This is a genomic window from Blattabacterium cuenoti BPAA (genome assembly GCF_000348805.1).
GTDB lineage: Bacteria > Bacteroidota > Bacteroidia > Flavobacteriales > Blattabacteriaceae > Blattabacterium > Blattabacterium cuenoti_B.
Genome location: NC_020510.1, coordinates 431,764 through 455,669 on the forward strand (window position 1 = coordinate 431,764; position 23,906 = coordinate 455,669).

Sequence of the window (23,906 nt, forward strand, 5' to 3'; positions counted from 1 at the left end):
CATCAATAAATTTACAGATTTTTCTATTTAATAAAAGTTTTTTAAAAAAAAACGATAAGAGTTCTTTTTATTTGTGAAATAATTATAAATTTGTCGGATTGATACTATGTGATAGTAGTGTAATAGAGTAAGTAATTATGAAGTTTTTTATAGATACAGCTAATTTAAAAGAAATTAATGAGGCGAGAAAATTAGGTTTTTTAGATGGAGTAACAACAAATCCATCTTTGATATCAAAAGAATCTGTATTCAATCAGAAAGAAATTCATAAACATTATATATCTATATGTGAATGTTTAAAAAACGACGAAAATTTGAGTGCGGAAGTTATCAGTACGAGTTATACTAATATGATCCAAGAAGGAGAGAAACTTGCTTCTTTACATCCTAGAATTGTGGTAAAAATCCCCATGACAAAGAATGGAATCAAAACTATTAAATATTTTTATAACAAAAAAATTAAAACTAATTGTACTCTTGTTTTTTCTATAGGACAAGCTCTCCTTGCCGCTAAAGCTGGAGCTAGTTATGTTTCTCCATTTTTGGGAAGATTAGATGATATATCTTATAACGGATTAAATTTAATCCGAAAAATAAAAAGTGTATATGAAAACTATCATTTCGGAACTAAAATATTAGCCGCTTCTATACGTCATTCTTTGCATATTACAGAATGTTCTAAGATTGGAATACATGCTGTTACTTCTCCTTTAAATGTTATTTATTCCCTATTCAATCACCCATTAACTGATATAGGATTAAATAAATTTATACAAGATTTTCAAAGTAAAATAAAATAAAAATTAGATTTTAATTTTTCCGTCTAATAAATAATGAATAGAAATAGAGGTAGGTTTTGGAAATTTTTCATATAATTTTGATAATTCAATTTGTTCTTTATTCTCAAAAATTTCTTCTAGATTATTTTTATTTACCAAATTAAATTCTTCTAATTTAGTATATAAATCTTCTTTAATTTGATTATTTATTTTTTGACTTATTTTTTCTAAAATACATATAGTTTCATATATATTTTTTCCAGATTTTTTTTCCAGATAAATACGATCCATAGTTTCCGTATTTGTCTTAGTTTTATTAATATTTCTTAAAAAATTCATAATAAATAAGTGAAATTATAATCGTTTTAATTTTTTTTTATTTAAGTATAACCAACCTTCAATTTATTTCCAGTATTAATATGGAAAATTTTCCAAGTATCATCGGAAAAAATCCTTCAAAAAAAACTCTATAGATATTATAAAAATAATTTTTGAATTACCATTTTTTATTTTTATGAAAACTTTTCATGTCTTTATCAAACAAATACAACCCCCCTTTATCTGCTCCTATTAATTCTATTTTATCTAAAATCATTTTAATTAAAGCTTCTTCTTCAATTTGTTCTTCAACATACCATTGCAAAAAATTATATGTAAAATAATCTTTTTCTTGTAAAGAAATTTCTACTAAAAAATTGATTTCCCTAGAAATTTTTTGTTCATGCTCAAATAATTTCATAAATAATTCTTTTAGAGATACATTTGTAATATTTAGAATAGACCCCCCTCCATCTACTAAAATTACATTTCCTCCTCTTTTATTAATATATCTGATCAACTTTAACATATGGTTTCTCTCTTCATTTGAATGATCGTATAAAAATTCACATATTCCTTCATAACCTTTTCTCTCTATCCAAGAAGCCATATATAAATATAATTGAGAGGATTCTGATTCTCTATTTAGTTGTTTTGTTAATCCTTTTTGTATTTTTTCACTAAGCATACTTACTTTTCAATTATTGATTTATTTCATTTAATGAATGTAACATTTTTTTTCTCAAAGATGGAGTTCCAACTAATAATGGTAATCTTACATATGGATTACATATTCCTATAACATCTAAAAAAGTTTTGATCCCTGTAGGGTTTCCTTCTTCATAAAGAAGATCTATTATTTTCATAATTTTGTAAAAAATAGAAAATGCTTTTTTCACATCATTCTTTTTTGCCAAGGATATCATATTAGAAATTTTATCAGGAAAACCTTGAGCAATTACGGAAATAACTCCACCTCCTCCACCTAATATAATAGGTAAAGTAATAAAATCATCTCCTGATATTACACTAAAATTTTCTGGTTTACGATCCAAAATTCTATAAGACTGTAAAACATTTCCAGATGCTTCTTTTATTCCTATTATCTTATCGAAATCAAAAGCTAAACGTAAAACAGTATCCGGTATAATATTAGATCCTGTTCTTTTAGGAACATTATAGAGAATAATATTTGCTCCTGTATGATTTACAATCGACTTGAAATGTTGATATATTCCTTCTTGAGAAGGATTATTATAATAAGGAGAAACTGAAAGAATAGCATAAAAATCCGATAAGTTTTTTATGCTATTAATTTTATTTACAAGATCTTCCGTGTTATTTCCTCCTAGTCCTAATATTAAAGGAAGTTTTTTATAATTAGCACTTTGAATACATTTTATGACATCCCATTTTTCTTCCTGTTTTAAGGTACTTGTTTCTGCTGTAGTTCCCAATGCAACCAGATAATCAACATAATTATCCAAAACATATTTGACCAACTTTTCAAGTCCATTAAAGTCAATCTTTCCATTTTTTTTAAAAGGAGTAACTAACGCTACACCTGTTCCATTTAATTTTTTCATAGATTAATTTACTACATTTTATATTATTTTATGTAATTATAATTTATTGTAAAATAAAAACAGATGTAAGCGTACAACATAAATATGAAATTAAAGACTAATAGTCTTTTTTTGCTCTTGGCCTAGCTGCAGATACAATAATATTTCTACCCATAAATTCTGTCCCATTCAATTTTTCTATAGCTTGTTTGGCATCTTCTTCATTGGACATTTCTATAAATCCAAATCCTTTACTTCTTTTATTTGACGTAGACTCATCAAAAATTATCTTAGCATGAGTAACTTCTCCTACAGATTCAAAATATTTTTTCAATTCTTGTTCTGTCATGTCATAAGATAAATTGCCTACGTATAGTTTCGTATTGTCCATATTAAAAATAAATTGTTTTAAAAGCAAATTTAGAGAAATATTTTTTCTAAAAAAGAAAAATATATTACTTGACTTAAATGCAACTTTAATAATGATTGATTTTATTTACAAAATAAGTTATATAAAGATTTTAATCAAAAATCATAAATCAAAGAATATATTTAATGAATAATTTTTCTATTGTATCATCATTATTGGACAATGATTTTTATAAATTTACAATGCAAAATGCTGTAATTAAACTATTTCCATTAGTAAAGGCAAAATATGAATTTATCAATAGAGGACAACACTCTTTTCCTAAAAATTTTGACAAAATTCTAAGGGAAAATCTAAATAAAATGGCTTATTTAAAACTTTCGAATGAAGAAAGAGTTTATTTAGAAAAATATTGTCCTTATCTAGATTCTTCTTACTTAGATTTTTTAAACAAATATCAATATAATCCAAAAGAAGTAAATATTTTTCAAAAAGGAGAAAACATAAAAATGCATATAGAAGGATTATGGAGTAGAACTATATTATGGGAAGTTCCTATAATGTCCATTATATCTGAATTATATTATAAGTTAACAGGATCTCAAAGTATATCAGAAAAAAAAATTACGGATATGACAAAAGAAAAATTAAAAAAATATAAAAAATTACAAGTTAAAATTGGAGAATTCGGAACAAGAAGAAGATATTCTTATAAAGTGCATAAATTAGTTTTAGAAACATTAAAAGAAGAAGGAGAACCTTTTTTCATAGGAAGTAGTAATGTTCATCTTTCTCATATTTTTTCAATCAAACCAATAGGAACTCAAGGACACGAATGGATTATGTTTCATGCTGCAAAATATGGATTTAATATAGCAGACCGCATAGCTATGGAAAATTGGATAAATATTTATCAAAGTAATTTAGGAATTGCTTTATCTGATACATATACTTCTCCAATTTTTTTCAAAAACTTTAATAAAAAACTATCCAGTATTTTTCAAGGAGTAAGACATGATAGTGGAGACCCCCTCTCTTTTGCAAAAGAGACTATCAAACATTATAAAAAATTTAAAATAAATCCGATCAAAAAAAAAATTCTGTTTTCAGATAATCTTGATCCCAGTAAAGTTGCTTATATTTCTTCTTTTTGTAAAAACCAAATAAATACTTATTTTGGAATAGGAACAGATTTTACTAATGATGTAGGAGTTCCTTCTATGAACATCGTCATAAAAATGATAAAAGCAATTCCAGAAAAAAAATGGACATCCGTGGTAAAACTTTCCAATGTTCAGGAAAAATCTACAGGAAATAAAAATATGATTTCTTTAGCAAAAAAAATTCTTCATATATAATAAAAATGGTTTTTTTATTATGTATGACATAATGACATTATGTATTTTTATTATATATATTTAAAAAATGAAATATAAAAATTTTTATATAGAAAATTATGGTTGTCAAATGAACATTTCAGATAGTGATATTATCACTTCTATTTTGATGAATCATGGGTTTATTCTATCTGAAAACTTAGATAAAGCAAATATAATATTATTAAATGCTTGTTCTATTCGAGAAAAAGCAGAATTAACCCTAAAAAAAAGATTAGAACAATTAAAATTTTTAAAAAAAAAGAAAAAGATCTGGATTGGAGTTGTAGGATGTTTTTCAAAAGAAATTACAAAATTTTTTTGTTCCAAAAAAATGGTTGATTTTTTTATTTCCCCAGATTCTTATAGAGAAATTCCTAATTTTATTTATTATTCTATAATGGGAATACAGTACCTTTCTTATACTAAGAAAAGAAATGAAACTTATGCGGATATAAGTTTTGTAAAAACAAAAAAAAATAACAAAAAAATAACATCCTTTTTAAGTATAACAAGAGGTTGCAATAATATGTGTACATTTTGTATCGTTCCTTTTACCAGAGGTAGAGAAAGAAGTAGTGATCCAGATTCCATTATTAAGGAATGTAAACATTTATATCAAAATGGATATAAAGAAGTAACTCTTTTAGGACAAAATGTAGATTCTTATTTATGGATAGAAGAAAAAAACATTGTAGATTTTTCAAAACTTTTGGATCTTTTAGCAAAGGAAATCCCGATGATGAGAATTAGATTTTCTACATCTAATCCTCATGATATGTCTAATAAAGTACTAGAAGTTATTTCTAAACATAAAAATATCTGTAAACATATTCATCTACCTGTACAATCTGGGAGTAATAAAATATTAAAGTTAATGAATAGAAAATATACACGAGAAGAATATCTTTTTTTAGTAAAAAAAATTCAAAATATTATCCCTGAATGTTCTATTTCTCATGATATTATGACTGGATTTTGTAATGAAAATGAACAAGATCATCAGGATACCATAAATTTAATGAATGAAATCAAATATAATTATGGTTACATGTTTTCTTATTCTCCTAGACCTGGAACTTATGCTTACAGAAAATTAAAGGACAATGTTCCTCTACATATAAAAAAAAAACGATTACAAGAGATCATCGATTTACAAAGAAAACATTCATTTTATAGAATGCAAGAGCATTTAGGTAGAGTAGAGGAAGTTTTAATAGAAGGAGAATCAAAAAAAAATAATCAATATTGGTATGGAAGAAACACACAAAATTTGATCGTAGTTTTTCCTAAAAAATTCCTAAATATAGGAGATTACGCTCATGTAAAAATAAAAGACACAACATCTGCCACTTTAATAGGGGAACTTTGCATATGATATAAAAAAAATAAAAACATGGAATCCATTTCTATCCAAAATATAAAACAAAAATTTGGAATCATTGGATATGATTATGCTTTACATAGAGCTTTAGAAAAGTCGATACAAGTAGCACCTACTGATATTTCAGTATTAGTTCTTGGAGAAAGTGGAGTAGGAAAAGAATTTATCCCAAAAATTATTCATCAATATTCTTCTAGAAAACATTATACTTATATTGCCGTAAATTGTGGGGCTATCCCAGAAGGAACTATTGATAGTGAACTTTTTGGACATGAAAAGGGGTCTTTTACAGGAGCAACAAGCATGCGAAAAGGTTATTTTGAAGGAGCAAATGGGGGAACCATTTTTTTAGATGAAGTAGGAGAACTCCCCTTAACCACGCAAGTTCGTCTTCTTAGGATATTAGAATCAGGAGAATTTATTAAAGTAGGATCTTCTAAAATTCAAAAGACTAATATCCGTATTGTTGCTGCTACTAATTTGAATATAGTAGAGTCTATTCAAAAAGGAAAATTTAGAGAAGATTTGTATTATCGTTTAAATACAGTACAAATTAATGTCCCTCCTTTACGTTTTCGGAAAAACGATGTTAAATTTTTATTCAAAAAATTTTCTAATGATTTTGCAGAAAAATATCATATGCCTTCGATAACATTGACTGAAGAATCTTTAAAATATTTGGAAAATTATCCTTGGCCTGGTAATATTAGACAATTAAAAAATTTGATAGAACAAATTTCTGTAGTAGAAACTAAACGTGAAATTTCTATAGAAAAATTAAAAGAATATATACCAGAAAATATTCCATCGATATCCTTTTCTAATCATAATAATAATGTAATAGAAACAAGGTCTTTTCATGAGAGAGAAAAAGATTTTCTTTACAAAATTTTATTTGATATGAAAAAAAATTTGAATGATTTAAAAGATATTACTCTTCAACTGATTAAAAATAATTCCAGTACTAGATTTATTGAAAAAAATCAACATCTTATGGAAAAAGTTTTCGGAAAAATGATTGATAACAGAGATGATTCTATTTTTCAATTAGAAGATTCATCTAAATCTTCTTCAGATTTAGATTATGAAGAAGTAGAAGAAGATTTAACCAAAAATGAATTTTCTTCTTTTTCTTTACAAAAAAAAGAAATAGAATTTATTCAAAAAGCTTTAAAAAAAAATAATGGAAAAAGAAAAAAAGCTGCAAAAGAATTAGGAATTTCAGAAAGAACATTATACAGAAAAATTAAACAGTATGGCTTATAAAAAATTTTTTTTTGTTTTTATTTTTATATTGATCATGATAATTAGTTGTTATCATTCATCATTTTTTGATGAAAATAAGACAATAGAGATAGGAAAAATTTCAGAACAAGTTAATATACCTAGAAGATCTATTTCTTTTGATTTTAAAAAAAGTCTTGAAGATTATATAATGAAACATAATCCTTCCAATTTAGTATTAAAAAATGGAGATGTTGTTTTAGAAGGTGTATTTCTGAATTACGCAATTATTCCATTAGAAAATTATCCTTTGAAAAAAATTAAAGTGACAGTAAAAATTTCTTGTATAGATAATTCTGAACCAAAAAACAATTGGGAAAAAACTTTTGTTGTATCTGAGGTGTTTTCCAAAAATAAAAAAAATCTTTTTTCAAAAGAAATTATTGATAAAATTATAGAGAAATTAACAATTCAAGTATATCATAAAATATTTTATGATTCCTATCATGATTTTGTAAATCAATAATAGACAGATGGAAAACAGGTCATTTATAATTATATTTGGTTTTTTTATCATTTTAACATGTATTTTACTTATGTTGGTTATATTAATACAAAATCCTAAAAAAGAAAGTATTCATCAATCTTTTATGGAAAGAAATTTTAGATTTTTTGGAATTAAAAGAACCAATACATTTTTAGAAAATATTACTTGGATTTTATCCATCATTATATTTTTTTTGATTCTATTCTTCAATTTTTTACTAAAATCAAAACATTGAATAAATATGTCATAATGACATTTAACTCTGATTTAATGAAAAAACTTGAAAGTTTTTTCATTTGGCATGTTTTTGGCTTTTTGGACAATTAGAACCGTTAACTTTAAAAATTAATTATTATATGGTGGAAGTAAAGATTAAACCTTTAGCAGATCGCGTTCTTGTGCAACCTGATCCTGCTGAAAACAAAACAGCTTCAGGTATTATTATTCCTGATACAGCAAAAGAAAAACCACAAAAAGGAACAATAATTGCCGTAGGGAAAGGAAAAAAAGATGAACCTATGAATCTAAAAAAAGGGGATAGAATTTTGTATGGTAAATATTCTGGTACGGAACTGAAATGGGAAGGAGAAGAATATCTCATTATGCGAGAATCTGATGTTATAGCTATCATATGATTCATAACTAATTAGAAAGAATAAAATCAGAAAAATTTATTAAAATTTAAAAAATTATGGCAAAAGATATTAAATTTGATATTGAAGCAAGAGATAAATTAAAAAAAGGGGTAGATGCATTAGCAAATGCCGTAAAGGTTACTTTAGGACCAAAAGGACGAAATGTTGTATTACAAAAATCCTTTGGAGGACCTCAAGTAACTAAAGATGGAGTAACTGTGGCTAAAGAAATTGAATTAGAAGATTCTATAGAAAATCTTGGTGCTCAAATGGTTAAAGAGGTAGCATCTAAAACTAATGATGTGGCTGGAGATGGAACAACAACCGCTACTGTATTAGCTCAAGCTATTGTTAGAGAAGGATTAAAAAATGTAGCAGCTGGAGCTAATCCTATGGATTTAAAAAGAGGAATAGATAAAGCATTAGAAGTAGTTGTTTTAGACTTAAAAAAACAATCTAGAGAAGTTGGAGGAAATACAGAAAAAATAAAACAAGTAGCTTCTATTTCTGCAAATAATGATGAAAAAACTGGAGCTTTGATAGCTGATGCTTTTGAAAAAGTAGGAAAAGAAGGAGTCATTACCGTTGAAGAAGCAAAGGGGACAGATACATCTGTAGATGTTGTTGAAGGAATGCAGTTTGATAGAGGATATCAATCTCCTTACTTTGTAACAAATACTGAAAAAATGATAACAGAATTTGACCAACCTCAAATTTTATTATCTGACAAAAAAATAGCAGCAATGAAAGATTTGTTGCCTATATTGGAACCTGTAGCTCAATCTGGAAAACCTTTATTAATTATATCTGAAGAAGTAGAAGGAGAAGCATTAGCCACATTAGTGGTCAATAAAATACGAGGAACTTTGAAAGTGGCAGCTATTAAAGCTCCTGGTTTTGGAGATAGAAGAAAAGCAATGTTGGAAGATATAGCTATTTTAACAGGGGGAACTGTAATTTCTGAGGAAACAGGAAGTAAATTAGAAGATGTGAAATTACATATGTTAGGAAAAGCAGAAAGAGTTATCATAGATAAAGATAATACTACTATAGTCAATGGAGGAGGAAGTAAAAAAGATATAAGAGCACGTGTAGATCAAATTAAAGCTCAAATAGAATCTACAACATCCGATTATGATAAGGAAAAATTGCAAGAACGTCTTGCAAAATTGGCTGGAGGGGTTGCTGTTCTTTATGTTGGAGCGGCTTCTGAAGTTGAAATGAAAGAAAAAAAAGATCGTGTAGATGATGCTTTAAATGCTACTAGAGCTGCGGTAGAAGAAGGAATAGTAGCTGGAGGAGGAGTGGCTTTAGTTCGTGCTATTAAGTCTTTAGAAAAAACAACAGGAGACAATGTGGATCAAGATACGGGAATACAAATTGTAAGAAGATCTCTTGAAGAACCTTTACGTCAAATTGTAGCTAATGCAGGAGGAGAAGGATCTGTTGTTGTAGCCAAAGTAGCAGAAGGAAAAGGAGATTTCGGATACGACGCCAAAATTGGAGAATATAAAAATATGATAGTAGAAGGAATTATAGATCCTACTAAAGTAGCTAGAGTTGCATTAGAAAATGCTTCTTCTGTATCAGGAATGTTGTTAACTACTGAATGTGTTGTTACAGAAATTAAGAAAGACGAATCAAATGCTACACCTCCAATGCCTGGAGCTGGAGGAGGAGGAATGGGAGGAATGATGTAAAAGTCTGTAACTCAAAAAAAATAGTGTCTTTAAAAAGGCACTATTTTTTTTGAGTTACTTACTACACATTACTAAAATAAATGATTAGAACCAGTTTTTTTGAATTTTTAAAGTTCGTTCGATCACATCTCTTACACATCCTTTTCCTCCTTTTTTGGGAGAAATATATTTAGATATGTCTTTGACTTCTTGAACTGCATCTATCGGAGAACAAGGTAACGCTACAGATTTCATAATCTCAATATCAGGTATATCATCTCCCATATAGAGAATTTCTTTTTTAGTAAGATTTAAAATCTTGCAATATTCATCTAAATATTTTTTTTTATTATCTACTCCTTGATAGATGTAAGATATATTCAATTCTCTCAAACGTCTGAAAACCATTAAATCCGAACCTCTTGTTATAATACATAAATTATATCCTTTTTTTCTTGCTAATTGTATTGCATATCCATCTTTAGCAAACATTTTTCTTCCAAGATTTCCATCTGGAAATAAATTTAAAGTGCAATCCGTCAATACTCCATCTACATCAAATATGAAAGTATTAATATGATTCATTATACTTATATAATTTTCCATATATTCAAACATGTAAACATCATTTATTAGGACTGTTTTTTTTAAAAAAAAACCTCCCCTTTTCTTTTTACTACAGTCTAAAGGAATAAAAAGAAAGAAAATGTAAAAAAATTCAAAATAAATACATATTTTCTTTAAATATCTTCGAAATTAATATTTGTAAAATTTTTTACTTCTGATGTTTTTTTTTGAACTTCTTTAATTTCTTGATTGTATGTAGTATGATTTTTAAAATCTTTCTGATGACGTTCTGAAATGACCTCTCTTCCTTTTTCATTAATAATAAATCGAATCATATCATCAAGTATACTTTGAAATTTTGAAAAATCTTCTTTATACAAATAAATTTTATGTTTTTTGTAAGTTACTTCTCCTGTTTCAGAAAAATTTTTCTTGCTTTCGGTTATTGTCAAATAATAATCACCAGCTCTTGTTTCTCTTGCATCAAAAAAATAAGTTCTACTACCAGTTTTTAGAGTTCGTGAACAAATTTCATTTCTTTCTTTGATATTTTCTTTTTCGTCCATTTCAAAAAATATTATAATCCTAACTCAGCAAATCTAAACAAAAAAAATGGGCCATCCTACTTTTTTATTATAATTATTTAAATAAAATGAATTTTTCATAAAAAAATATTATGATTTTCTATTTTTGATATTTTTCCGTTTTTTAAAACAATGAATAAATCAAAATCGGAAATATAAGAAATATCATGAGTTATAATAATAACAGTACTATATTTCATTGTTTTTTTAACAGAACGAATAATTTGTTTTCTGGTTTTTTGATCTATAGCAGAAAAACTATCATCAAATATAAGAATCTTTGGGTATCTAATGATAGCTCTAGCTATACATATTCTTTGTTTTTGTCCTCCAGATAAAGTTATACCTCTTTCTCCTATGATGGTTTCATATCCTTTTTTAAAATTTAAAATATCATTTTCTATCATAGCTATTCTAGCTGCATCATATACTTTATATGGAGTTATTTGTTTTACACTTCCTAAAGCTATATTATTGTAAATAGAATCTGAAAAAAGAAAAGATTCTTGAGGAACATAACCAATGTTTTTTCTAAAATTATACAAATTGTGATCTTTTAAAGATAAATTATCTATTAAAATTTCTCCTTTATGAGGATCATATAAACGGGATATTAATCTTCCTATAGTTGTTTTTCCTGAACCTGTTTCTCCCGTTAAAACTAACGTCTTTCCTTTCATTAAAGTAAAGGATACTTTACTAACTGTATGATTTTTACTGTATTGTATTGAATTATATTGATTTTTTTGATTACAATAAAAAAAACTTACATTTTTAAATTGAATTTTTCCAAAAATTTTTGTTTTTATGAAATTTTTATTCAAAATTTCAGGTTTTACTTTCAAAAATTCACTAATACGAATTAGTGATACTTTAGCTCTTTCTGAGATAGAAACAACCCATCCTAATATAATGAAAGGAAAAATTAAAACATTTATATATGTAAAGAATTCAGCAATAGTTCCAATTTCTTTAATTTCTCCTTCGAAATATTTTTTTCCTCCAAAAAACAGAATTAATAAATGACAAATTCCTATGAAAAATATAATAACAGAAGATAATATAGTGTCAATTTTAGCTAATTCTATATTTTTTTTTTTATATCCTAATATAATTTTTCTATGTTTTTCTTGAAAAAAAGATTCTGATACAAATGATTTTATAATATGAATTCCTGAAAAGGTTTCTTGTATAAAAGAACAGATAATAGATTGAAATTTTTGAACTTCTTCGCTTTTATTGTTAATATAAATACTGATACAATAGATCAAAATAAAAAGAATAGGAATGGGTAAAATAACATAAAAAGTCAGTATCTTATTAATCCGTAACATTTGCATAAAAACCATCAAAAAAAGAATGATAAGATTTAAAAAATACATTATTCCAGGACCTATATATTGTCTTATAAAAGAAACGTCTTCTGTGAGACGGTTCATTAAATCACCTGTAGAATTTTTTTTATAAAAAGACAAACTCAATTTTTGATAATGTGAAAAAATTTCATTTTTTATATCAAATTCTATCATTCTAGACGTAGTAATTATACATTGTCGCATATGATATTTAACAACTCCACCTATAATTGGAACTATTAATATAATACTGGCATAAATACAAATGTCTTTTTTCAAAAAAACAGAGAAAGAGGTTGATGAATTTGAAAAATTTATAAACAGATTTTTGATGGTATTAACAGATTTTCCTATATAAGGAATAGGAAATAAAGTTAAAATATTAGATACTAAAATTAATAAAAACCCTATACACAAACGAAATTTGTACTTTCGACAATATCTTTTGCTAAAAGCAAATAAACCACTCATATAACATACAAAAATACAACTTTTTTAAGTTTTGATTTTTTATATTTATATAAATTATTGTACAAAAATTTTGTTTTGCATAAAAAATCAACATTATTATAATAAAAAATGTCAGTAAGACGACACTTTAGAATAAGAAGTTTACAGTTTTTATATGCTCAACATTTATCAAAAATGGATTCCAAAAAAGTTGAAGAAAATATGCTTCAAAGTATTGAATCATTACATCATCTTTATATTTTTCTTCTCTATTTAATTTTAAAAATTAGAGAAAATGCTATGAAAAAAAATTTCTGTAATAAAAATTATAAAACAAATTTTATACAAAAAATTGCATATAATTCAGTAATAAAAATACTATCCAAAAATAAATATTTAATAGAGGAATATCGTTCTACAAAAAATTCCGAAAAAATTTGGTGGAACCAACAATACGAATATATTTTTATATTATTGCAAAAAATGCCAGAATCAAATTTTTGCAAAAAATATTCTATAAAAACCTGTTCTTCTTTTGAAGAAGAAAAAAGATTTTTAATAAAATATTATAAAGACTTTGTTATTTCAAATACAAAATTAATAGAATATATAGAAGATTTATATTATTTTCATGGAAAAGAGGATTTATCCCTTGCTCATACTATGGTGTGTAAAACCTTACAATTTATCAATTATTCCACTCCTCAAAATTTTAAATTGTATAATATTTACAAAAATAATGAAAATAAGAAATTTGTTATTAATTTATATAGGAACACAATTTTTCACAAAGAAGAATTTAATCGTTTAATTAACGATATATCATGTAATTGGGATATAAAAAGAATAGCAATTATAGATTTGATTATATTGCAAATGGCTACTTGCGAATTTTTATATTTTCCAAATATTCCTCCTAAAGCAACTATGAATGAGTATATAGAAATTACGAAAATATTTTGTATGGAAAAAAGCAAAATTTTTATTAATGGTATATTAGATCAAATATTCAAATTTTTATATAAAAAAAATAGAATATTTAAAATAGGAAAAGGACTCATATAAATAGTAAGTTTACTTAAAATATTATATTATGTTTTTTTCATTACAACAAAATTCTATTGCAAACACCATTCTGATGTTTGTATTGATATTTATCATATTTTACTTTTTTATGATACGTCCTCAAATCAAAAGACAAAAAATTGAAAAAAAATTTCAGGAAGATTTAAAAATAGGAAATTATATTGTGACAAATTCAGGAATACATGGTAAAATTATAGATATAACAGATCATTTTTGTATACTAGAAACTATCATGGGAAAAGTAAAACTTGAAAAAAATACAATTTCAAAAGAATTAACCCAATTACGTTATAGTAGTAATAAATAACAACAACCAGAAATCATAATAAATAAACAATGATCGAAAATACAAAGAATCAAAAAATAAAATTGATAGGAATAACGGGAAAAATGGGATCTGGAAAAAGTTTATTTTCTTTCTTTTTGAAAAAAAAAGGAATTCCTGTTTATTCTTCAGATCAAAGAGGAAAAATATTAATGAATCAAGTCAAAATTATAAAACAAAATGTTATAAAATATTTTGGTACAGATTCTTATAGAAAAGATAAAATAAATAGAACTTATTTATCTGAAATTGTATTCAAAAATCCTATAGCATTAAAATTACTATGTACGATTGTACATCCATGGATATCATTAGATTTTAAACAGTGGATGTCATCTATTATTAGAATACAAAAAAAAACTTTATATGTTATAAAGGAATCTGCTATTTTATTTGAAAGTAAAAGTTATAAGGAATGTGATTTCATTATAACTATAACTTCACCTAAAAAAAATATGATCGAAAGAATAATAAAAAGAGATAATCTAAATGAACACCAAATCATAGATCGATTTAAAAATCAAATATCCAATAAAAAAAGAGAAAAAAAATCCAATTTTGTAATTGAAAATTATTTATCTACATACCATTTACAAAAAAAAGCAGATAGAATACATAAACTATTAGAAAAATTCATTACACAAAAAAAATAAATATGGGAAAAGGAGATAAAAAAACTAGAAGAGGAAAAATAAGAAATAAAACCTATGGAAATCTTCGTCCAAATCCAAGAAGAAATGCAAGAAAAAAAAAATTAAAAATGCTCATCTTTTCTAGTACTGCTACTACTACCGTTGAAAACCGATAAAAAATAGATCAATTGAGCTAAACAACCAAAAGCTGAAATAACGTAAGTCATGGCAGCCAAATTTAACGATTCTTTTGCTTTATGATATTCTTGATAATTCACCACATTTTTATTTCTTAACCATGTTAAAGCTCTATTACTTGCGTCAAATTCTATAGGTAATGTGATAAAAGAAAAAATCACAACTAAAAAAAATAATCCTATTCCTAGTTTTAAAATCAAAGAATTATTTCCTCCTGAATTATAAAAAATAGTTAATCCAGATATTATCGCTATATTAATAAATTTAGAACTTAAATTCAAAATAGGAATTAAATGATTTCGTAATTTTAATAAATTATAACCTAATCGATGTTGCAAAGCATGACCACATTCATGAGCTGCCACTGCCACTGAAGCTGCAGTACTATCATTATAAACTTTTTCACTCAAATTAATTGTTTTATTTATGGGATTATAATGATCAGTTAATTCCCCTTCTACAGAAAGAACATTCACATCGTAGATCCCATGATCTGCTAACATCTTTTCTGCAATTTCCTTTCCACTCATACATGAATGCAAATATAGTTTAGAATAATTCCTAAATTTATTTTTCAATATGAAATTGACAATAATACTTAACAAAACAGTACCCCCTACAATAAAATAGTAAGTCATAAAAATCTTTTTTTTGAACAAAATTATTAATTTATTGAATAAAATAAAAATATATATAAATTAGCTTGATGTCAAATTTTTGACTATGAATATACCAAGAGTCAACAACCTAAAAAGAGTCGTTATTATTGGTGCTGGATTTGCAGGGTTACAAGTAGCAAAAAAATTAAGAAGAGATAAATTTCAAGTGGTTCTTATAGATAAGAACAATTATCATACTTTTCAACCCCTATTGTATCAAGTAGCTACAGCAGGGTTAGAACCAGATTCTATTGCACATTCTATTAGAAATATTATAAAAAAAACAAAAAATTTTTTCTTTAGATTGACTATTGTTCATTATATCAACACAAAAAAACAAAAAATATATACGAGTGTAGGAAATTTATCTTACGACTATTTAATTATGGCAACAGGATCTGTGACCAATTATTTTGGAAATAAAAATATAGAATCTTTTGCCTTACCCATGAAATCTATTCCAGAAGCTTTAAATTTAAGAAGTCTTATTTTACAAGATTTTGAATCAGCTTTATTAACAAAAGATGAAAAAAAGAAAGTGAGACTTATGACTTTTGTCATTGTAGGAGGAGGGCCTACTGGGGTTGAACTAGCTGGAGCTTTAGCCGAAATGAAAAAATACGTATTACCACATGATTATCCTGATTTAGATATTCAACATATGAATATTCATTTATTACAAGCTACTTCTAGATTATTAGATGGAATGTCTAAGAAATCAGCTAAACAAGCTTATAAAAATTTGAAAGAATTAGGTGTTATTATTTGGTTAAATTCTTTAGTGAAAGATTATAACGGAGAAATAGTTTTTATGGAAAAAAATCAAAAAATAGAATCTTCTAACGTGATATGGGCTGCAGGAGTAAAAGGTGCTATTATTAATGGATTTTTAAAAGAAGATATAAAAGGAAATAGAATTTTAGTTGACAATAATCTTAAAACCATAAGATATAAAAATATTTTTGCTATTGGAGATGTTGCTTTTATGAATACAAATCAACATTATCCTAATGGTCATCCTATGACAGCTCAACCTGCTATACAGCAAGGAAATTGTTTAGCTAAAAATTTGAATTGTTTTTTAGATGATAATATTAAAATGAAACCTTTTATTTACAAAAATTTAGGTTCTATGGCTACTATTGGAAGAAATAAAGCCGTATGTGATTTTCCCTATTTAAAATTAAAAGGCTTTTTAGCATGGATTGTTTGGATGTTTGTTCATTTAGTCAGTTTAGTAGGTTTTAGAAATAGAGTAATAGCTCTAACAAATTGGATTATTCAATATTTTCATTATCATAAAAGCGTACGTCTAATTATAAGACCATTTCATAGAAAAAAAAAAATCATTTAAAAACAAGTTGAGAAAGAATATTTTTTATTTTATTTTCTGTTTCCATATATTCTTGATAGATATTGCTATCCACAGTAATTCCGCTACCGGCATATAAAATCATTTCTTTTTTATCTTCTTTTATTTTTACACATCTTAAATTCAGATATAATTCCATGTCATTTTGATGGACTATTCCAATATATCCTGTATAAAATTGTCTTTCGTATCCTTCATTTTTATAAATAAAATCTAAAGATTTTTTTTTGGGATATCCACATATAGAAGGTGTAGGATGTAAACAATTTAATATTTCATAGTAATTAGGTTCTTCATAAAATGAAAAATGAATTAGAGTTTCTAAATGTTTTAAATGACCTATTTTTATAATTTTTGTATTTTCTATGTGAATAGAACCTTTATAAGATTTTAATAAATGAAGAATATATTTTATTACAATTTTATGTTCTTCTGTTTCTTTTTTTGTCCATTTTTTAGATCCCCAAATGGTACCTGCTAAAGCTGAAATTTTTAATTTTTTATTATGACATTCTATTAATAATTCAGGAGAACATCCCATCCAAAATCCATAATGAAAATTATACCAAAGACTAATTAAAGCATTGGGATAAGCATGAATTAATTTTATAAATGTATTTTTGAAATAAAAGTTTCGAAAAGGAATTTTTATAAATCTGGATAAAACAACTTTTTTTAGAAATCCTTTTTTTATATTTTCAATAGCATCTTTTATTAATTTTTTATATTTGCAAGAATCTGTTAAAAAAGAAGAATTTTTTTCCCAAAAAGAAGGGAAAATATTTGTTTTTTTATAAAATTTTTGGATATCTACTGTGTAGATATTTTTTGGATATATTTTTATGGTATGATCGTGTTTAAAATTTTGAATTAAAAAAAATTTTACGCCCAAAGAATAATCATAGTGGGAATAAAAAAATATTTTTTTATCATAAGGTTTTTTAAAAACAACAAAATTATTATGGTTATAATAATTTTTTATAATTTTTTTATATAAAGAGAAAACACTAATTTCTGTTGACATGTTTATTTTTTCGGAATTATGATATTAGTTAATTTACAAAAACTAATAATATTTTCTTTTTCATCATAAATATGAACTTGAATAAAATGTAAAATATTTCCCTTATGAAAAATTTTTGCTTTGGCAAACAGAATTCCTTTTTTTATTTTTATGGATCGAATATGATTTGTAGAAATTTCAATGCTAAAAACATTAAAATTGTTTTTTTTTTCATTTATAATATTTATAAAAGAAATAGAACTTCCAACACTTTCAGCTAAAATTATAGTTGCTCCTCCATGTAAAAAACCAAAAGGTTGAAATATTTTAGAATTTATAGGCATTTTTGCTATCAGTGTATCTAATTGGTTTGACAAAAAAATAAATTGAATTTGCATTATGTTTATCAATGTATTTTTTTTCAAATCATTTAACTGATTTAATAATTCTTGAGTTCTTTTTCTCATATCAATAGAAAAAAAAATACAAAACAAGATTTATTATTCTTATTTATATACAAATTATATACCAACCAATTTACATTTTTACATTATATTATTTTATAAAAAAAACAACATATCAAATCAAAAAAAAATTAGTGAATATGAAAAAAAAACAAGATTCAGAAGATCTGATTCCTTTAATAGGAATGGAGAATCAAATTGTAGGATTTGAAGAGAAAGAAAAAATTCATATAAAAGGATTACGACATAGTGCTGTTTCTGTTTTTATTTTTAATCTAGAAAACGATTTAATGTTGCAAAAAAGATCTTCAAAAAAATATCATTCTTCTTCACTTTGGACAAATACTTGTTGCAGTCATCCTAAAAAAAACGAATCTATTTTAAAAGCAGCACATCGTTGTTTGATAGAAGAAATGGGTTTCGATTGTTTTTTGGAACAAAGATTTAGCTTTAATTATCATGAATTTTTTAGTAATGGGTTAATAGAAAATGAATTAGATCATGTTTTTGTCGGATTTTATGAAAAATCCCCAATTATAAATTTTAAAGAAGTAGATAATTGGAAATGGATTTCATTAAATGAATTAATTGAAAATATTCATACTTATCCAGATTCTTATACCATTTGGTTAAAAATTATTATGAAAAATCATTTAAATCAATTAAAATGTATAAAAAAAATACGATAGCTACTATAAATAGAAAAGGCTATTTTAGTGCAGCACATAGGCTCTATAATAATCATTGGAATTATAAAAAAAATATTGAAATATTTGGAAAATGTGCTCATCTCAACTATCATGGGCATAATTATGAATATATCGTAAGCATTACAGGAAAGATAGATCCTGAAACGGGTTTTGTTTTCAATTTACAAAAATTGAAAAGTATTCTTTCTGATGAAATAGAAAAACTGTTTGATCATAAAAATATTAATTTAGATATTATAGAATTTTCATCTATAAATCCCACTATAGAAAACATTGTCATTTTCATGTGGAATAGAATAAATAAAAAAATATCCCCTGATTTAAAATTAAAAATAACTTTGTACGAAACAAAAAATAATTTTGTTGAATATGACGGAAAATAAAAAAAATATTATTAAAAAGACAATTTTATATGATAATCACATCTGTTTAGGAGCTAAAATGGTTAATTATTCCGGATTTTACATGCCACTTCAATATACTTCTTCTTTAACGGAACATATGCATGTAAGAAATTATGCTGGAATTTTTGATGTCAGTCATATGGGAAAATTTATCTTAAAAGGAAAGCATTCTGAAGATATCATTCAATATTTAACCACAAATGATATCTCTAAAATAAAAATTGGACAAGCTCAATATACTTGTTTAATTAATGATAAAGGAGGAATCATAGATGATTTAGTCATTTATAAAATTTCAGAACAAAAATTTTTACTTATAGTAAATGCTGCTAATATTGAAAAAAATAAAAAATGGATTAATGATTATATCAAAAAATATGAATATAGTGATATAGAATTGATAGATAATTCTTTAGAATATTCTCTTTTAGCTATTCAAGGTCCATTATCTTTATTTTATACTCAAAGATTAACAAATATTTTATTAAATAAAATTTCTTTTTATCATTTTAAAATAGGAGAATTTTCAGGAATAAAAAATGTATTAATTTCTAGAACAGGATATACAGGATCTAAAGGAATAGAAGTTTATGTTTCCAATGAAAATGCACAAAAAATATGGAATGAGATTCTAAAAATAGAAAGAAACAAAATAATTCCTTGTGGAATAGCAAGCAGAAATTCATTGAGATTAGAAATGGGATATCGATTATATGGACAAGATATTTCTGAAAAAATAACTCCTATAGAAGCCAATTTGTCTTGGATAATTAAATTTGAAAAAAAATTTATAGCCAAAAAAATATTACAAAAACAAAAAAAAGAAGGAAAATACAAAAGGTTTATATCTTTTCTTGTTAAAGAAGAAAAAAAAATTCCAAGACAAGGACACTTATTAATAGATGAAAATGAAAGACCTATTGGTTATGTAACTTCTGGTGTTTACTCTCCAGTTCTAAAAAAAGGTATTGGAATAGGATATTTAACAACAAATCAAAAAAAAGAAAACTCTGTATTTGTTCTGATAAAAGAAAAAAAGATACCCGTGAAAATGGTTAAATTACCTTTTATAAAAATTAAAAATTAAATAAATAGTTGATTCTATCAAATTAGAAAAAAATCATAGTTCTATCAAAAAGGAAAACAGAATCATATATTTAAAGCATTTTCAACAAAATTTTTTGTTAGCTATTCCTGTATTTTTTACCCAGTTAGGTATAATATGTATAGGGTTATCTGATAATATAATGGTTGGTCTTTTAGGAAAAAAAGCTTTAGCTTCAGTTTCATTATCTAATGCTGTTTTTTTTATTATGATCATTTTTGGTTTTGGAATATCTACAGCTATTTCTGTTTTAATCGCATCTACAGATGCGAAACAAGAGTATAAAAATGGGGCTATTATTTTCTATCATGGATTAGTTTTAAATTTTTTTTTATCTGTATTAATATATGGATTAATACAAGTGTTTTGCTATATTTTTCCTTATTTAGGACAACCTAAAGAAATATTGAATGAAACTATTTCTTTTTTGAAAGTAGTATCCATCTCTTTTATCCCTTGGATGATATTTGAAGTTTTTAGAAAATTTTCAGAAGGATTATCTTTGGTATTTCCTGGTTTGATTGTAACTTGGATTTCCGCTTTTATTAATATCATATTAAATTATATATTTCTTCACGGAAAATATGGTTTTCCGAAATTAGGGATTGTTGGTGTTGCTTATGCTACTCTAATATCTAGAATAACGATGTTGATCGGAATTTTGATTTTGTTGTCTCAATACAAAAAAGTACATAATTATTATAACCAATTAAAATATCTTTTTTTAGAAAAGAAATATATCAAAAAAATATTGAAAATTGGAATTCCTTCTGGATTACATATGTTATTTGAAATGAGTGCTTTTGCCATTTCTTCTTTTATATCAGGAAGATGTGGAATCAAAGTATTAGCAGCTCATCAAATAGTTATGAGTTTAGTTTCTTCCACTTTTCTTCTTAGCACAGGATTCTCTGTAGCTGCTACAATAAGAATAGGGAATCAACTAGCTCTAAAAAATTATTTAGAATTAAAAAGAACAGGAATATCTATTTTTTTTATGGGAACTATTTTTATGTTAATCTGTAGTTTTTTCTTTTTTTTCTTTCGAAGTACCATTCCTTATATCTATATCAAAAATGATGAAGAAGTTGTTAAAATTGCAGAAAAAATGATAGTTATTGCTAGTTTTTTTCAATTATCTGATGGATTACAAGGAATTATTCTTGGAGCATTAAGAGGTTTACAAGATGTTCATATTCCCATGTGGATTAGTTTTTTTTCTTATTGGATTATTGCCATACCTACAGCATGGTTTTTGTCTATTAAAATGGGAGGAATAGGAGTGTGGATTGGATTGGGTTTTGGTTTAACAATATCAGCTATGTTACTTTTTATAAGATATAAAACTATACTTAAAAAAATAAGAGAAATGAAATAATAAACATTTCATATTCAAACAAATAATTCATCATATAATATTATAGTTCGTGTTAAATATATATATTTGTTGTTAAACATATGTATAAAATTAAAATTTTAATAGCATTTTTATCATTTTTTCATGAAAACATTTCAAGAATATAATTTTTTTGACGATAACATCATTCAAGCCATAGAAAATATTGGATTTAAATATCCAACACCAATACAAGAAAAAGTTATTCCTTTTTTGTTGTCTTCAGAAAAAGATATTATAGCATTAGCTCAAACAGGAACAGGAAAAACAGCGGCTTTTGGACTTCCAATCATTCAAAAAATGAATTTAAGAAACACTTCTCCTCAAGCTTTAATTTTATGTCCTACAAGAGAATTATGTATACAAATAACACGTGATCTTTGTCAATTTTCAAAATTTTCATCATTTATAAAAATTGTTTCTTTATATGGAGGAGCAAACATTAATTCACAAATTCAATCCTTGAAAAGGAAAACTCATATTATAGTAGGAACTCCAGGAAGAATTCTTGATTTAATCAAAAGAAAAAAATTATATTTTGGTGAAATTCAATATTTAGTACTTGATGAAGCTGATGAAATGTTAAATATGGGATTTAAAGAAGAATTAGATTCTATAATAGAAAAATTACCGAAAAAAAGACAAAGTTTATTGTTTTCGGCAACAATGTCTAGATATATGAATGTTATAGCTCACAAATATCTAATAGATCCTGTAGAAATTGTGATGGGGAAAAAAAACATAGGTTCCGATGATGTTAAACACGTCTATTATATAATAGAAAAATTGAATAAAAAATATTTAGCTTTGAAAAGAATTTTAGATATAAATCCTGATATTTATAGCATTATATTTTGTGGAACTAAAAAAGAAACTAAAGAAATATCCGAATTCCTAATCAAAGATGGTTATAATGCTGATGCTTTATATGGAGATCTTTCACAAGCACAACGTGAATCCGTTATGAACAGATTCAGAAATAAAAACTTACAATTTCTTGTAGCTACAGATGTAGCCGCTCGTGGATTAGATGTAAATAATATAACTCATGTTATTAATTACAATCTTCCAAAAGAAAGTGAAACTTATGTCCATAGAAGTGGACGGACTGGAAGAGCTGGAAATACGGGGATTTCTGCTTGTATTATTCAAACCAAAGAAATTAGAAATTTAAGAGATTTTGAAAAAAAGATTGGAAAAAATTTTTACCGTGTTATGGTTCCTACTGGAGAAGAAATATGTGAAAAACAACTATTCTATTTTATAGAAAAAATTAAAAAAGTAGTCGTAAACGATAAATTGATGAAAAAATTTCTTCCTGAAATACAAAAAAATTTAAAATTTCTTGACAAAGAAGAATTAATAAAACGTTTTTCATGGATTGGATTTAATCATTTCATAAATTATTATGAAAATTCTAAAGATCTAAATCCTGTTTTTTATAAAAAAAATTATAGTTCCTCGTACAAAAAAAAAAAAACTTTTTCAAAACTGTTTTTAAATATAGGATCTAAAGATAATCTAACAAAATTAGGATTGATAAACTTAATCAACCAAGCAGTTGATAATTCACATATTAATATTGGTCACATAAGAATTTTATCAAATTTTTCATTATTTGAAGTAGAAAAACGTTATAGAAACAAAATATTAATAGGAATGAGCAGAATTAATCATTTAGGAAGACCCATTTCAATAGAAATAAAAAACTAGTTTCGT

Annotated in this window: 28 protein-coding genes; 18 read left to right on the forward strand and 10 right to left on the reverse strand. The window is 25.1% G+C overall.

All coding sequences use genetic code 11. The features are described 5' to 3' along the window. The first annotated feature begins 137 nt into the window (after nt 1-137). Nucleotides 138-800: a fructose-6-phosphate aldolase gene (gene fsa, locus BPAA_RS02095; protein ID WP_015430020.1), complete on the forward strand. Its 663-nt coding sequence runs from the start codon at nt 138-140 to the stop codon at nt 798-800. Nucleotides 801-803: 3 nt separating this feature from the next. Here fsa and BPAA_RS02100 read toward each other — a convergent pair whose 3' ends face one another. The 4 genes from BPAA_RS02100 to rbp all read right to left on the reverse strand — a co-directional run bounded on the left by BPAA_RS02100 (nt 804) and on the right by rbp (nt 3,053). Beyond that, nucleotides 804-1,118: a hypothetical protein gene (locus BPAA_RS02100; protein ID WP_015430021.1), complete on the reverse strand. Its 315-nt coding sequence runs from the start codon at nt 1,116-1,118 to the stop codon at nt 804-806. Nucleotides 1,119-1,275: 157 nt separating this feature from the next. Next, entirely contained in the window at nt 1,276-1,785 is a 510-nt protein-coding gene (locus BPAA_RS02105; RefSeq protein ID WP_015430022.1) for a ferritin, read from the reverse strand. A 13-nt stretch (nt 1,786-1,798) separates the two neighbouring features. Next, nucleotides 1,799-2,683 carry a 4-hydroxy-tetrahydrodipicolinate synthase gene (gene dapA / locus BPAA_RS02110; RefSeq protein ID WP_015430023.1) on the reverse strand — a complete coding sequence of 295 codons (885 nt, stop codon included), beginning with the start codon at nt 2,681-2,683 and terminating at the stop codon, nt 1,799-1,801. A 97-nt stretch (nt 2,684-2,780) separates the two neighbouring features. Then, on the reverse strand, nt 2,781-3,053 hold the full coding sequence (rbp, locus tag BPAA_RS02115) for an RNA-binding regulator (RefSeq protein WP_015430024.1): 273 nt from the start codon (nt 3,051-3,053) through the stop codon (nt 2,781-2,783). A 164-nt stretch (nt 3,054-3,217) separates the two neighbouring features. Here rbp and pncB point away from each other — a divergent pair, with 164 nt between their 5' ends. From pncB to groL, 7 genes are all read left to right on the forward strand, one after another. Beyond that, complete coding sequence (pncB, locus tag BPAA_RS02125) at nt 3,218-4,390, forward strand: nicotinate phosphoribosyltransferase (RefSeq protein ID WP_015430025.1); 1,173 nt, start codon at nt 3,218-3,220, stop codon at nt 4,388-4,390. 67 nt (nt 4,391-4,457) lie between these two features. Further along, a complete protein-coding gene (miaB, locus tag BPAA_RS02130; protein WP_015430026.1) occupies nt 4,458-5,786 on the forward strand; it encodes a tRNA (N6-isopentenyl adenosine(37)-C2)-methylthiotransferase MiaB in 1,329 nt (442 codons plus the stop codon). A gap of 18 nt (nt 5,787-5,804) precedes the next feature. Continuing rightward, nucleotides 5,805-7,058 carry a sigma 54-interacting transcriptional regulator gene (locus tag BPAA_RS02135; RefSeq protein ID WP_015430027.1) on the forward strand — a complete coding sequence of 418 codons (1,254 nt, stop codon included), beginning with the start codon at nt 5,805-5,807 and terminating at the stop codon, nt 7,056-7,058. Next, complete coding sequence (locus BPAA_RS02140; protein WP_015430028.1) at nt 7,048-7,542, forward strand: hypothetical protein; 495 nt, start codon at nt 7,048-7,050, stop codon at nt 7,540-7,542. Before BPAA_RS02135 ends, BPAA_RS02140 begins: the two co-directional genes overlap by 11 nt. Before the next feature lie 70 nt (nt 7,543-7,612). Continuing rightward, nucleotides 7,613-7,798: a preprotein translocase subunit SecG gene (gene secG, locus BPAA_RS02145; RefSeq protein ID WP_231840105.1), complete on the forward strand. Its 186-nt coding sequence runs from the start codon at nt 7,613-7,615 to the stop codon at nt 7,796-7,798. Between the two features lie 121 nt (nt 7,799-7,919). Next, on the forward strand, nt 7,920-8,198 hold the full coding sequence (locus BPAA_RS02150) for a co-chaperone GroES (protein WP_041178713.1): 279 nt from the start codon (nt 7,920-7,922) through the stop codon (nt 8,196-8,198). A gap of 56 nt (nt 8,199-8,254) precedes the next feature. Then, a complete protein-coding gene (gene groL / locus BPAA_RS02155; protein WP_015430031.1) occupies nt 8,255-9,898 on the forward strand; it encodes a chaperonin GroEL in 1,644 nt (547 codons plus the stop codon). 84 nt (nt 9,899-9,982) lie between these two features. Here the strand turns inward: groL and BPAA_RS02160 are convergent, their stop codons facing one another. From BPAA_RS02160 to BPAA_RS02170, 3 genes are all read right to left on the reverse strand, one after another. Continuing rightward, nucleotides 9,983-10,462, reverse strand: coding sequence for a KdsC family phosphatase (locus BPAA_RS02160; RefSeq protein WP_432762338.1), 480 nt, complete (start codon nt 10,460-10,462; stop codon nt 9,983-9,985). Nucleotides 10,463-10,617: 155 nt separating this feature from the next. Beyond that, nucleotides 10,618-11,010 (reverse strand): DUF3276 family protein, encoded by a 393-nt coding sequence (locus BPAA_RS02165; protein WP_015430033.1) that lies wholly within the window; start codon nt 11,008-11,010, stop codon nt 10,618-10,620. Nucleotides 11,011-11,105: 95 nt separating this feature from the next. Further along, on the reverse strand, nt 11,106-12,854 hold the full coding sequence (locus BPAA_RS02170; RefSeq protein ID WP_015430034.1) for an ABC transporter ATP-binding protein: 1,749 nt from the start codon (nt 12,852-12,854) through the stop codon (nt 11,106-11,108). Between the two features lie 108 nt (nt 12,855-12,962). On the opposite strand from BPAA_RS02170, the gene nusB reads away from it, so the two are divergent. Genes nusB through BPAA_RS03120 form a run of 4 tightly spaced genes read left to right on the forward strand, consistent with a single transcriptional unit; the run spans nt 12,963 to nt 15,052 of the window. Beyond that, nucleotides 12,963-13,898 carry a transcription antitermination factor NusB gene (gene nusB, locus BPAA_RS02175; protein ID WP_015430035.1) on the forward strand — a complete coding sequence of 312 codons (936 nt, stop codon included), beginning with the start codon at nt 12,963-12,965 and terminating at the stop codon, nt 13,896-13,898. A gap of 28 nt (nt 13,899-13,926) precedes the next feature. Further along, nucleotides 13,927-14,226 (forward strand): preprotein translocase subunit YajC, encoded by a 300-nt coding sequence (gene yajC, locus BPAA_RS02180; protein WP_015430036.1) that lies wholly within the window; start codon nt 13,927-13,929, stop codon nt 14,224-14,226. A gap of 29 nt (nt 14,227-14,255) precedes the next feature. Beyond that, nucleotides 14,256-14,897, forward strand: coding sequence for a dephospho-CoA kinase (gene coaE, locus BPAA_RS02185; RefSeq protein WP_015430037.1), 642 nt, complete (start codon nt 14,256-14,258; stop codon nt 14,895-14,897). A gap of 2 nt (nt 14,898-14,899) precedes the next feature. Beyond that, entirely contained in the window at nt 14,900-15,052 is a 153-nt protein-coding gene (locus BPAA_RS03120) for a 30S ribosomal protein THX (protein WP_015430038.1), read from the forward strand. Here the strand turns inward: BPAA_RS03120 and BPAA_RS02190 are convergent. Beyond that, the gene (locus BPAA_RS02190) at nt 14,999-15,712 is read right to left on the reverse strand and encodes a zinc metallopeptidase (RefSeq protein ID WP_023469951.1); all 714 of its coding nucleotides are present in this window, start codon (nt 15,710-15,712) and stop codon (nt 14,999-15,001) included. The genes BPAA_RS03120 and BPAA_RS02190 overlap by 54 nt on opposite strands. Before the next feature lie 85 nt (nt 15,713-15,797). Here BPAA_RS02190 and BPAA_RS02195 point away from each other — a divergent pair, with 85 nt between their 5' ends. Then, entirely contained in the window at nt 15,798-17,087 is a 1,290-nt protein-coding gene (locus BPAA_RS02195; RefSeq protein ID WP_015430040.1) for an NAD(P)/FAD-dependent oxidoreductase, read from the forward strand. Here BPAA_RS02195 and BPAA_RS02200 read toward each other — a convergent pair. Next, on the reverse strand, nt 17,080-18,129 hold the full coding sequence (locus BPAA_RS02200) for a chorismate-binding protein (protein WP_015430041.1): 1,050 nt from the start codon (nt 18,127-18,129) through the stop codon (nt 17,080-17,082). The two genes, BPAA_RS02195 and BPAA_RS02200, sit on opposite strands and share 8 nt — an antisense overlap. A 2-nt stretch (nt 18,130-18,131) precedes the next feature. After that, complete coding sequence (locus BPAA_RS02205; RefSeq protein WP_015430042.1) at nt 18,132-18,575, reverse strand: hotdog fold thioesterase; 444 nt, start codon at nt 18,573-18,575, stop codon at nt 18,132-18,134. A gap of 137 nt (nt 18,576-18,712) precedes the next feature. Here BPAA_RS02205 and BPAA_RS02210 point away from each other — a divergent pair, with 137 nt between their 5' ends. The 5 genes from BPAA_RS02210 (at nt 18,713) to BPAA_RS02230 (ending at nt 23,900) form a co-directional block, all read left to right on the forward strand. After that, complete coding sequence (locus BPAA_RS02210; protein ID WP_023469953.1) at nt 18,713-19,261, forward strand: isopentenyl-diphosphate Delta-isomerase; 549 nt, start codon at nt 18,713-18,715, stop codon at nt 19,259-19,261. Then, complete coding sequence (locus BPAA_RS02215) at nt 19,240-19,665, forward strand: 6-pyruvoyl trahydropterin synthase family protein (protein WP_015430044.1); 426 nt, start codon at nt 19,240-19,242, stop codon at nt 19,663-19,665. Before BPAA_RS02210 ends, BPAA_RS02215 begins: the two co-directional genes overlap by 22 nt. After that, entirely contained in the window at nt 19,652-20,773 is a 1,122-nt protein-coding gene (gcvT, locus tag BPAA_RS02220; protein ID WP_015430045.1) for a glycine cleavage system aminomethyltransferase GcvT, read from the forward strand. Before BPAA_RS02215 ends, gcvT begins: the two co-directional genes overlap by 14 nt. 160 nt (nt 20,774-20,933) lie before the next feature. After that, nucleotides 20,934-22,169: an MATE family efflux transporter gene (locus tag BPAA_RS02225; protein ID WP_041178715.1), complete on the forward strand. Its 1,236-nt coding sequence runs from the start codon at nt 20,934-20,936 to the stop codon at nt 22,167-22,169. A gap of 123 nt (nt 22,170-22,292) precedes the next feature. After that, on the forward strand, nt 22,293-23,900 hold the full coding sequence (locus BPAA_RS02230) for a DEAD/DEAH box helicase (RefSeq protein WP_015430047.1): 1,608 nt from the start codon (nt 22,293-22,295) through the stop codon (nt 23,898-23,900). Nucleotides 23,901-23,906 lie beyond the last annotated feature (6 nt).

What these genes read in the sequence shown, in the direction of transcription:
- fsa (WP_015430020.1), top strand. Translation starts at nt 138, where the DNA reads ATGAAGTTTTTTATAGATACAGCTAATTTAAAAGAAATTAATGAGGCG.
- BPAA_RS02100 (WP_015430021.1), bottom strand. Translation starts at nt 1,118, where the DNA reads ATGAATTTTTTAAGAAATATTAATAAAACTAAGACAAATACGGAAACT.
- BPAA_RS02105 (WP_015430022.1), bottom strand. Translation starts at nt 1,785, where the DNA reads ATGCTTAGTGAAAAAATACAAAAAGGATTAACAAAACAACTAAATAGA.
- dapA (WP_015430023.1), bottom strand. Translation starts at nt 2,683, where the DNA reads ATGAAAAAATTAAATGGAACAGGTGTAGCGTTAGTTACTCCTTTTAAA.
- rbp (WP_015430024.1), bottom strand. Translation starts at nt 3,053, where the DNA reads ATGGACAATACGAAACTATACGTAGGCAATTTATCTTATGACATGACA.
- pncB (WP_015430025.1), top strand. Translation starts at nt 3,218, where the DNA reads ATGAATAATTTTTCTATTGTATCATCATTATTGGACAATGATTTTTAT.
- miaB (WP_015430026.1), top strand. Translation starts at nt 4,458, where the DNA reads ATGAAATATAAAAATTTTTATATAGAAAATTATGGTTGTCAAATGAAC.
- BPAA_RS02135 (WP_015430027.1), top strand. Translation starts at nt 5,805, where the DNA reads ATGGAATCCATTTCTATCCAAAATATAAAACAAAAATTTGGAATCATT.
- BPAA_RS02140 (WP_015430028.1), top strand. Translation starts at nt 7,048, where the DNA reads ATGGCTTATAAAAAATTTTTTTTTGTTTTTATTTTTATATTGATCATG.
- secG (WP_231840105.1), top strand. Translation starts at nt 7,613, where the DNA reads ATGTTGGTTATATTAATACAAAATCCTAAAAAAGAAAGTATTCATCAA.
- BPAA_RS02150 (WP_041178713.1), top strand. Translation starts at nt 7,920, where the DNA reads ATGGTGGAAGTAAAGATTAAACCTTTAGCAGATCGCGTTCTTGTGCAA.
- groL (WP_015430031.1), top strand. Translation starts at nt 8,255, where the DNA reads ATGGCAAAAGATATTAAATTTGATATTGAAGCAAGAGATAAATTAAAA.
- BPAA_RS02160 (WP_432762338.1), bottom strand. Translation starts at nt 10,462, where the DNA reads ATGAATCATATTAATACTTTCATATTTGATGTAGATGGAGTATTGACG.
- BPAA_RS02165 (WP_015430033.1), bottom strand. Translation starts at nt 11,010, where the DNA reads ATGGACGAAAAAGAAAATATCAAAGAAAGAAATGAAATTTGTTCACGA.
- BPAA_RS02170 (WP_015430034.1), bottom strand. Translation starts at nt 12,854, where the DNA reads ATGAGTGGTTTATTTGCTTTTAGCAAAAGATATTGTCGAAAGTACAAA.
- nusB (WP_015430035.1), top strand. Translation starts at nt 12,963, where the DNA reads ATGTCAGTAAGACGACACTTTAGAATAAGAAGTTTACAGTTTTTATAT.
- yajC (WP_015430036.1), top strand. Translation starts at nt 13,927, where the DNA reads ATGTTTTTTTCATTACAACAAAATTCTATTGCAAACACCATTCTGATG.
- coaE (WP_015430037.1), top strand. Translation starts at nt 14,256, where the DNA reads ATGATCGAAAATACAAAGAATCAAAAAATAAAATTGATAGGAATAACG.
- BPAA_RS03120 (WP_015430038.1), top strand. Translation starts at nt 14,900, where the DNA reads ATGGGAAAAGGAGATAAAAAAACTAGAAGAGGAAAAATAAGAAATAAA.
- BPAA_RS02190 (WP_023469951.1), bottom strand. Translation starts at nt 15,712, where the DNA reads ATGACTTACTATTTTATTGTAGGGGGTACTGTTTTGTTAAGTATTATT.
- BPAA_RS02195 (WP_015430040.1), top strand. Translation starts at nt 15,798, where the DNA reads ATGAATATACCAAGAGTCAACAACCTAAAAAGAGTCGTTATTATTGGT.
- BPAA_RS02200 (WP_015430041.1), bottom strand. Translation starts at nt 18,129, where the DNA reads ATGTCAACAGAAATTAGTGTTTTCTCTTTATATAAAAAAATTATAAAA.
- BPAA_RS02205 (WP_015430042.1), bottom strand. Translation starts at nt 18,575, where the DNA reads ATGAGAAAAAGAACTCAAGAATTATTAAATCAGTTAAATGATTTGAAA.
- BPAA_RS02210 (WP_023469953.1), top strand. Translation starts at nt 18,713, where the DNA reads ATGAAAAAAAAACAAGATTCAGAAGATCTGATTCCTTTAATAGGAATG.
- BPAA_RS02215 (WP_015430044.1), top strand. Translation starts at nt 19,240, where the DNA reads ATGTATAAAAAAAATACGATAGCTACTATAAATAGAAAAGGCTATTTT.
- gcvT (WP_015430045.1), top strand. Translation starts at nt 19,652, where the DNA reads ATGACGGAAAATAAAAAAAATATTATTAAAAAGACAATTTTATATGAT.
- BPAA_RS02225 (WP_041178715.1), top strand. Translation starts at nt 20,934, where the DNA reads ATGGTTGGTCTTTTAGGAAAAAAAGCTTTAGCTTCAGTTTCATTATCT.
- BPAA_RS02230 (WP_015430047.1), top strand. Translation starts at nt 22,293, where the DNA reads ATGAAAACATTTCAAGAATATAATTTTTTTGACGATAACATCATTCAA.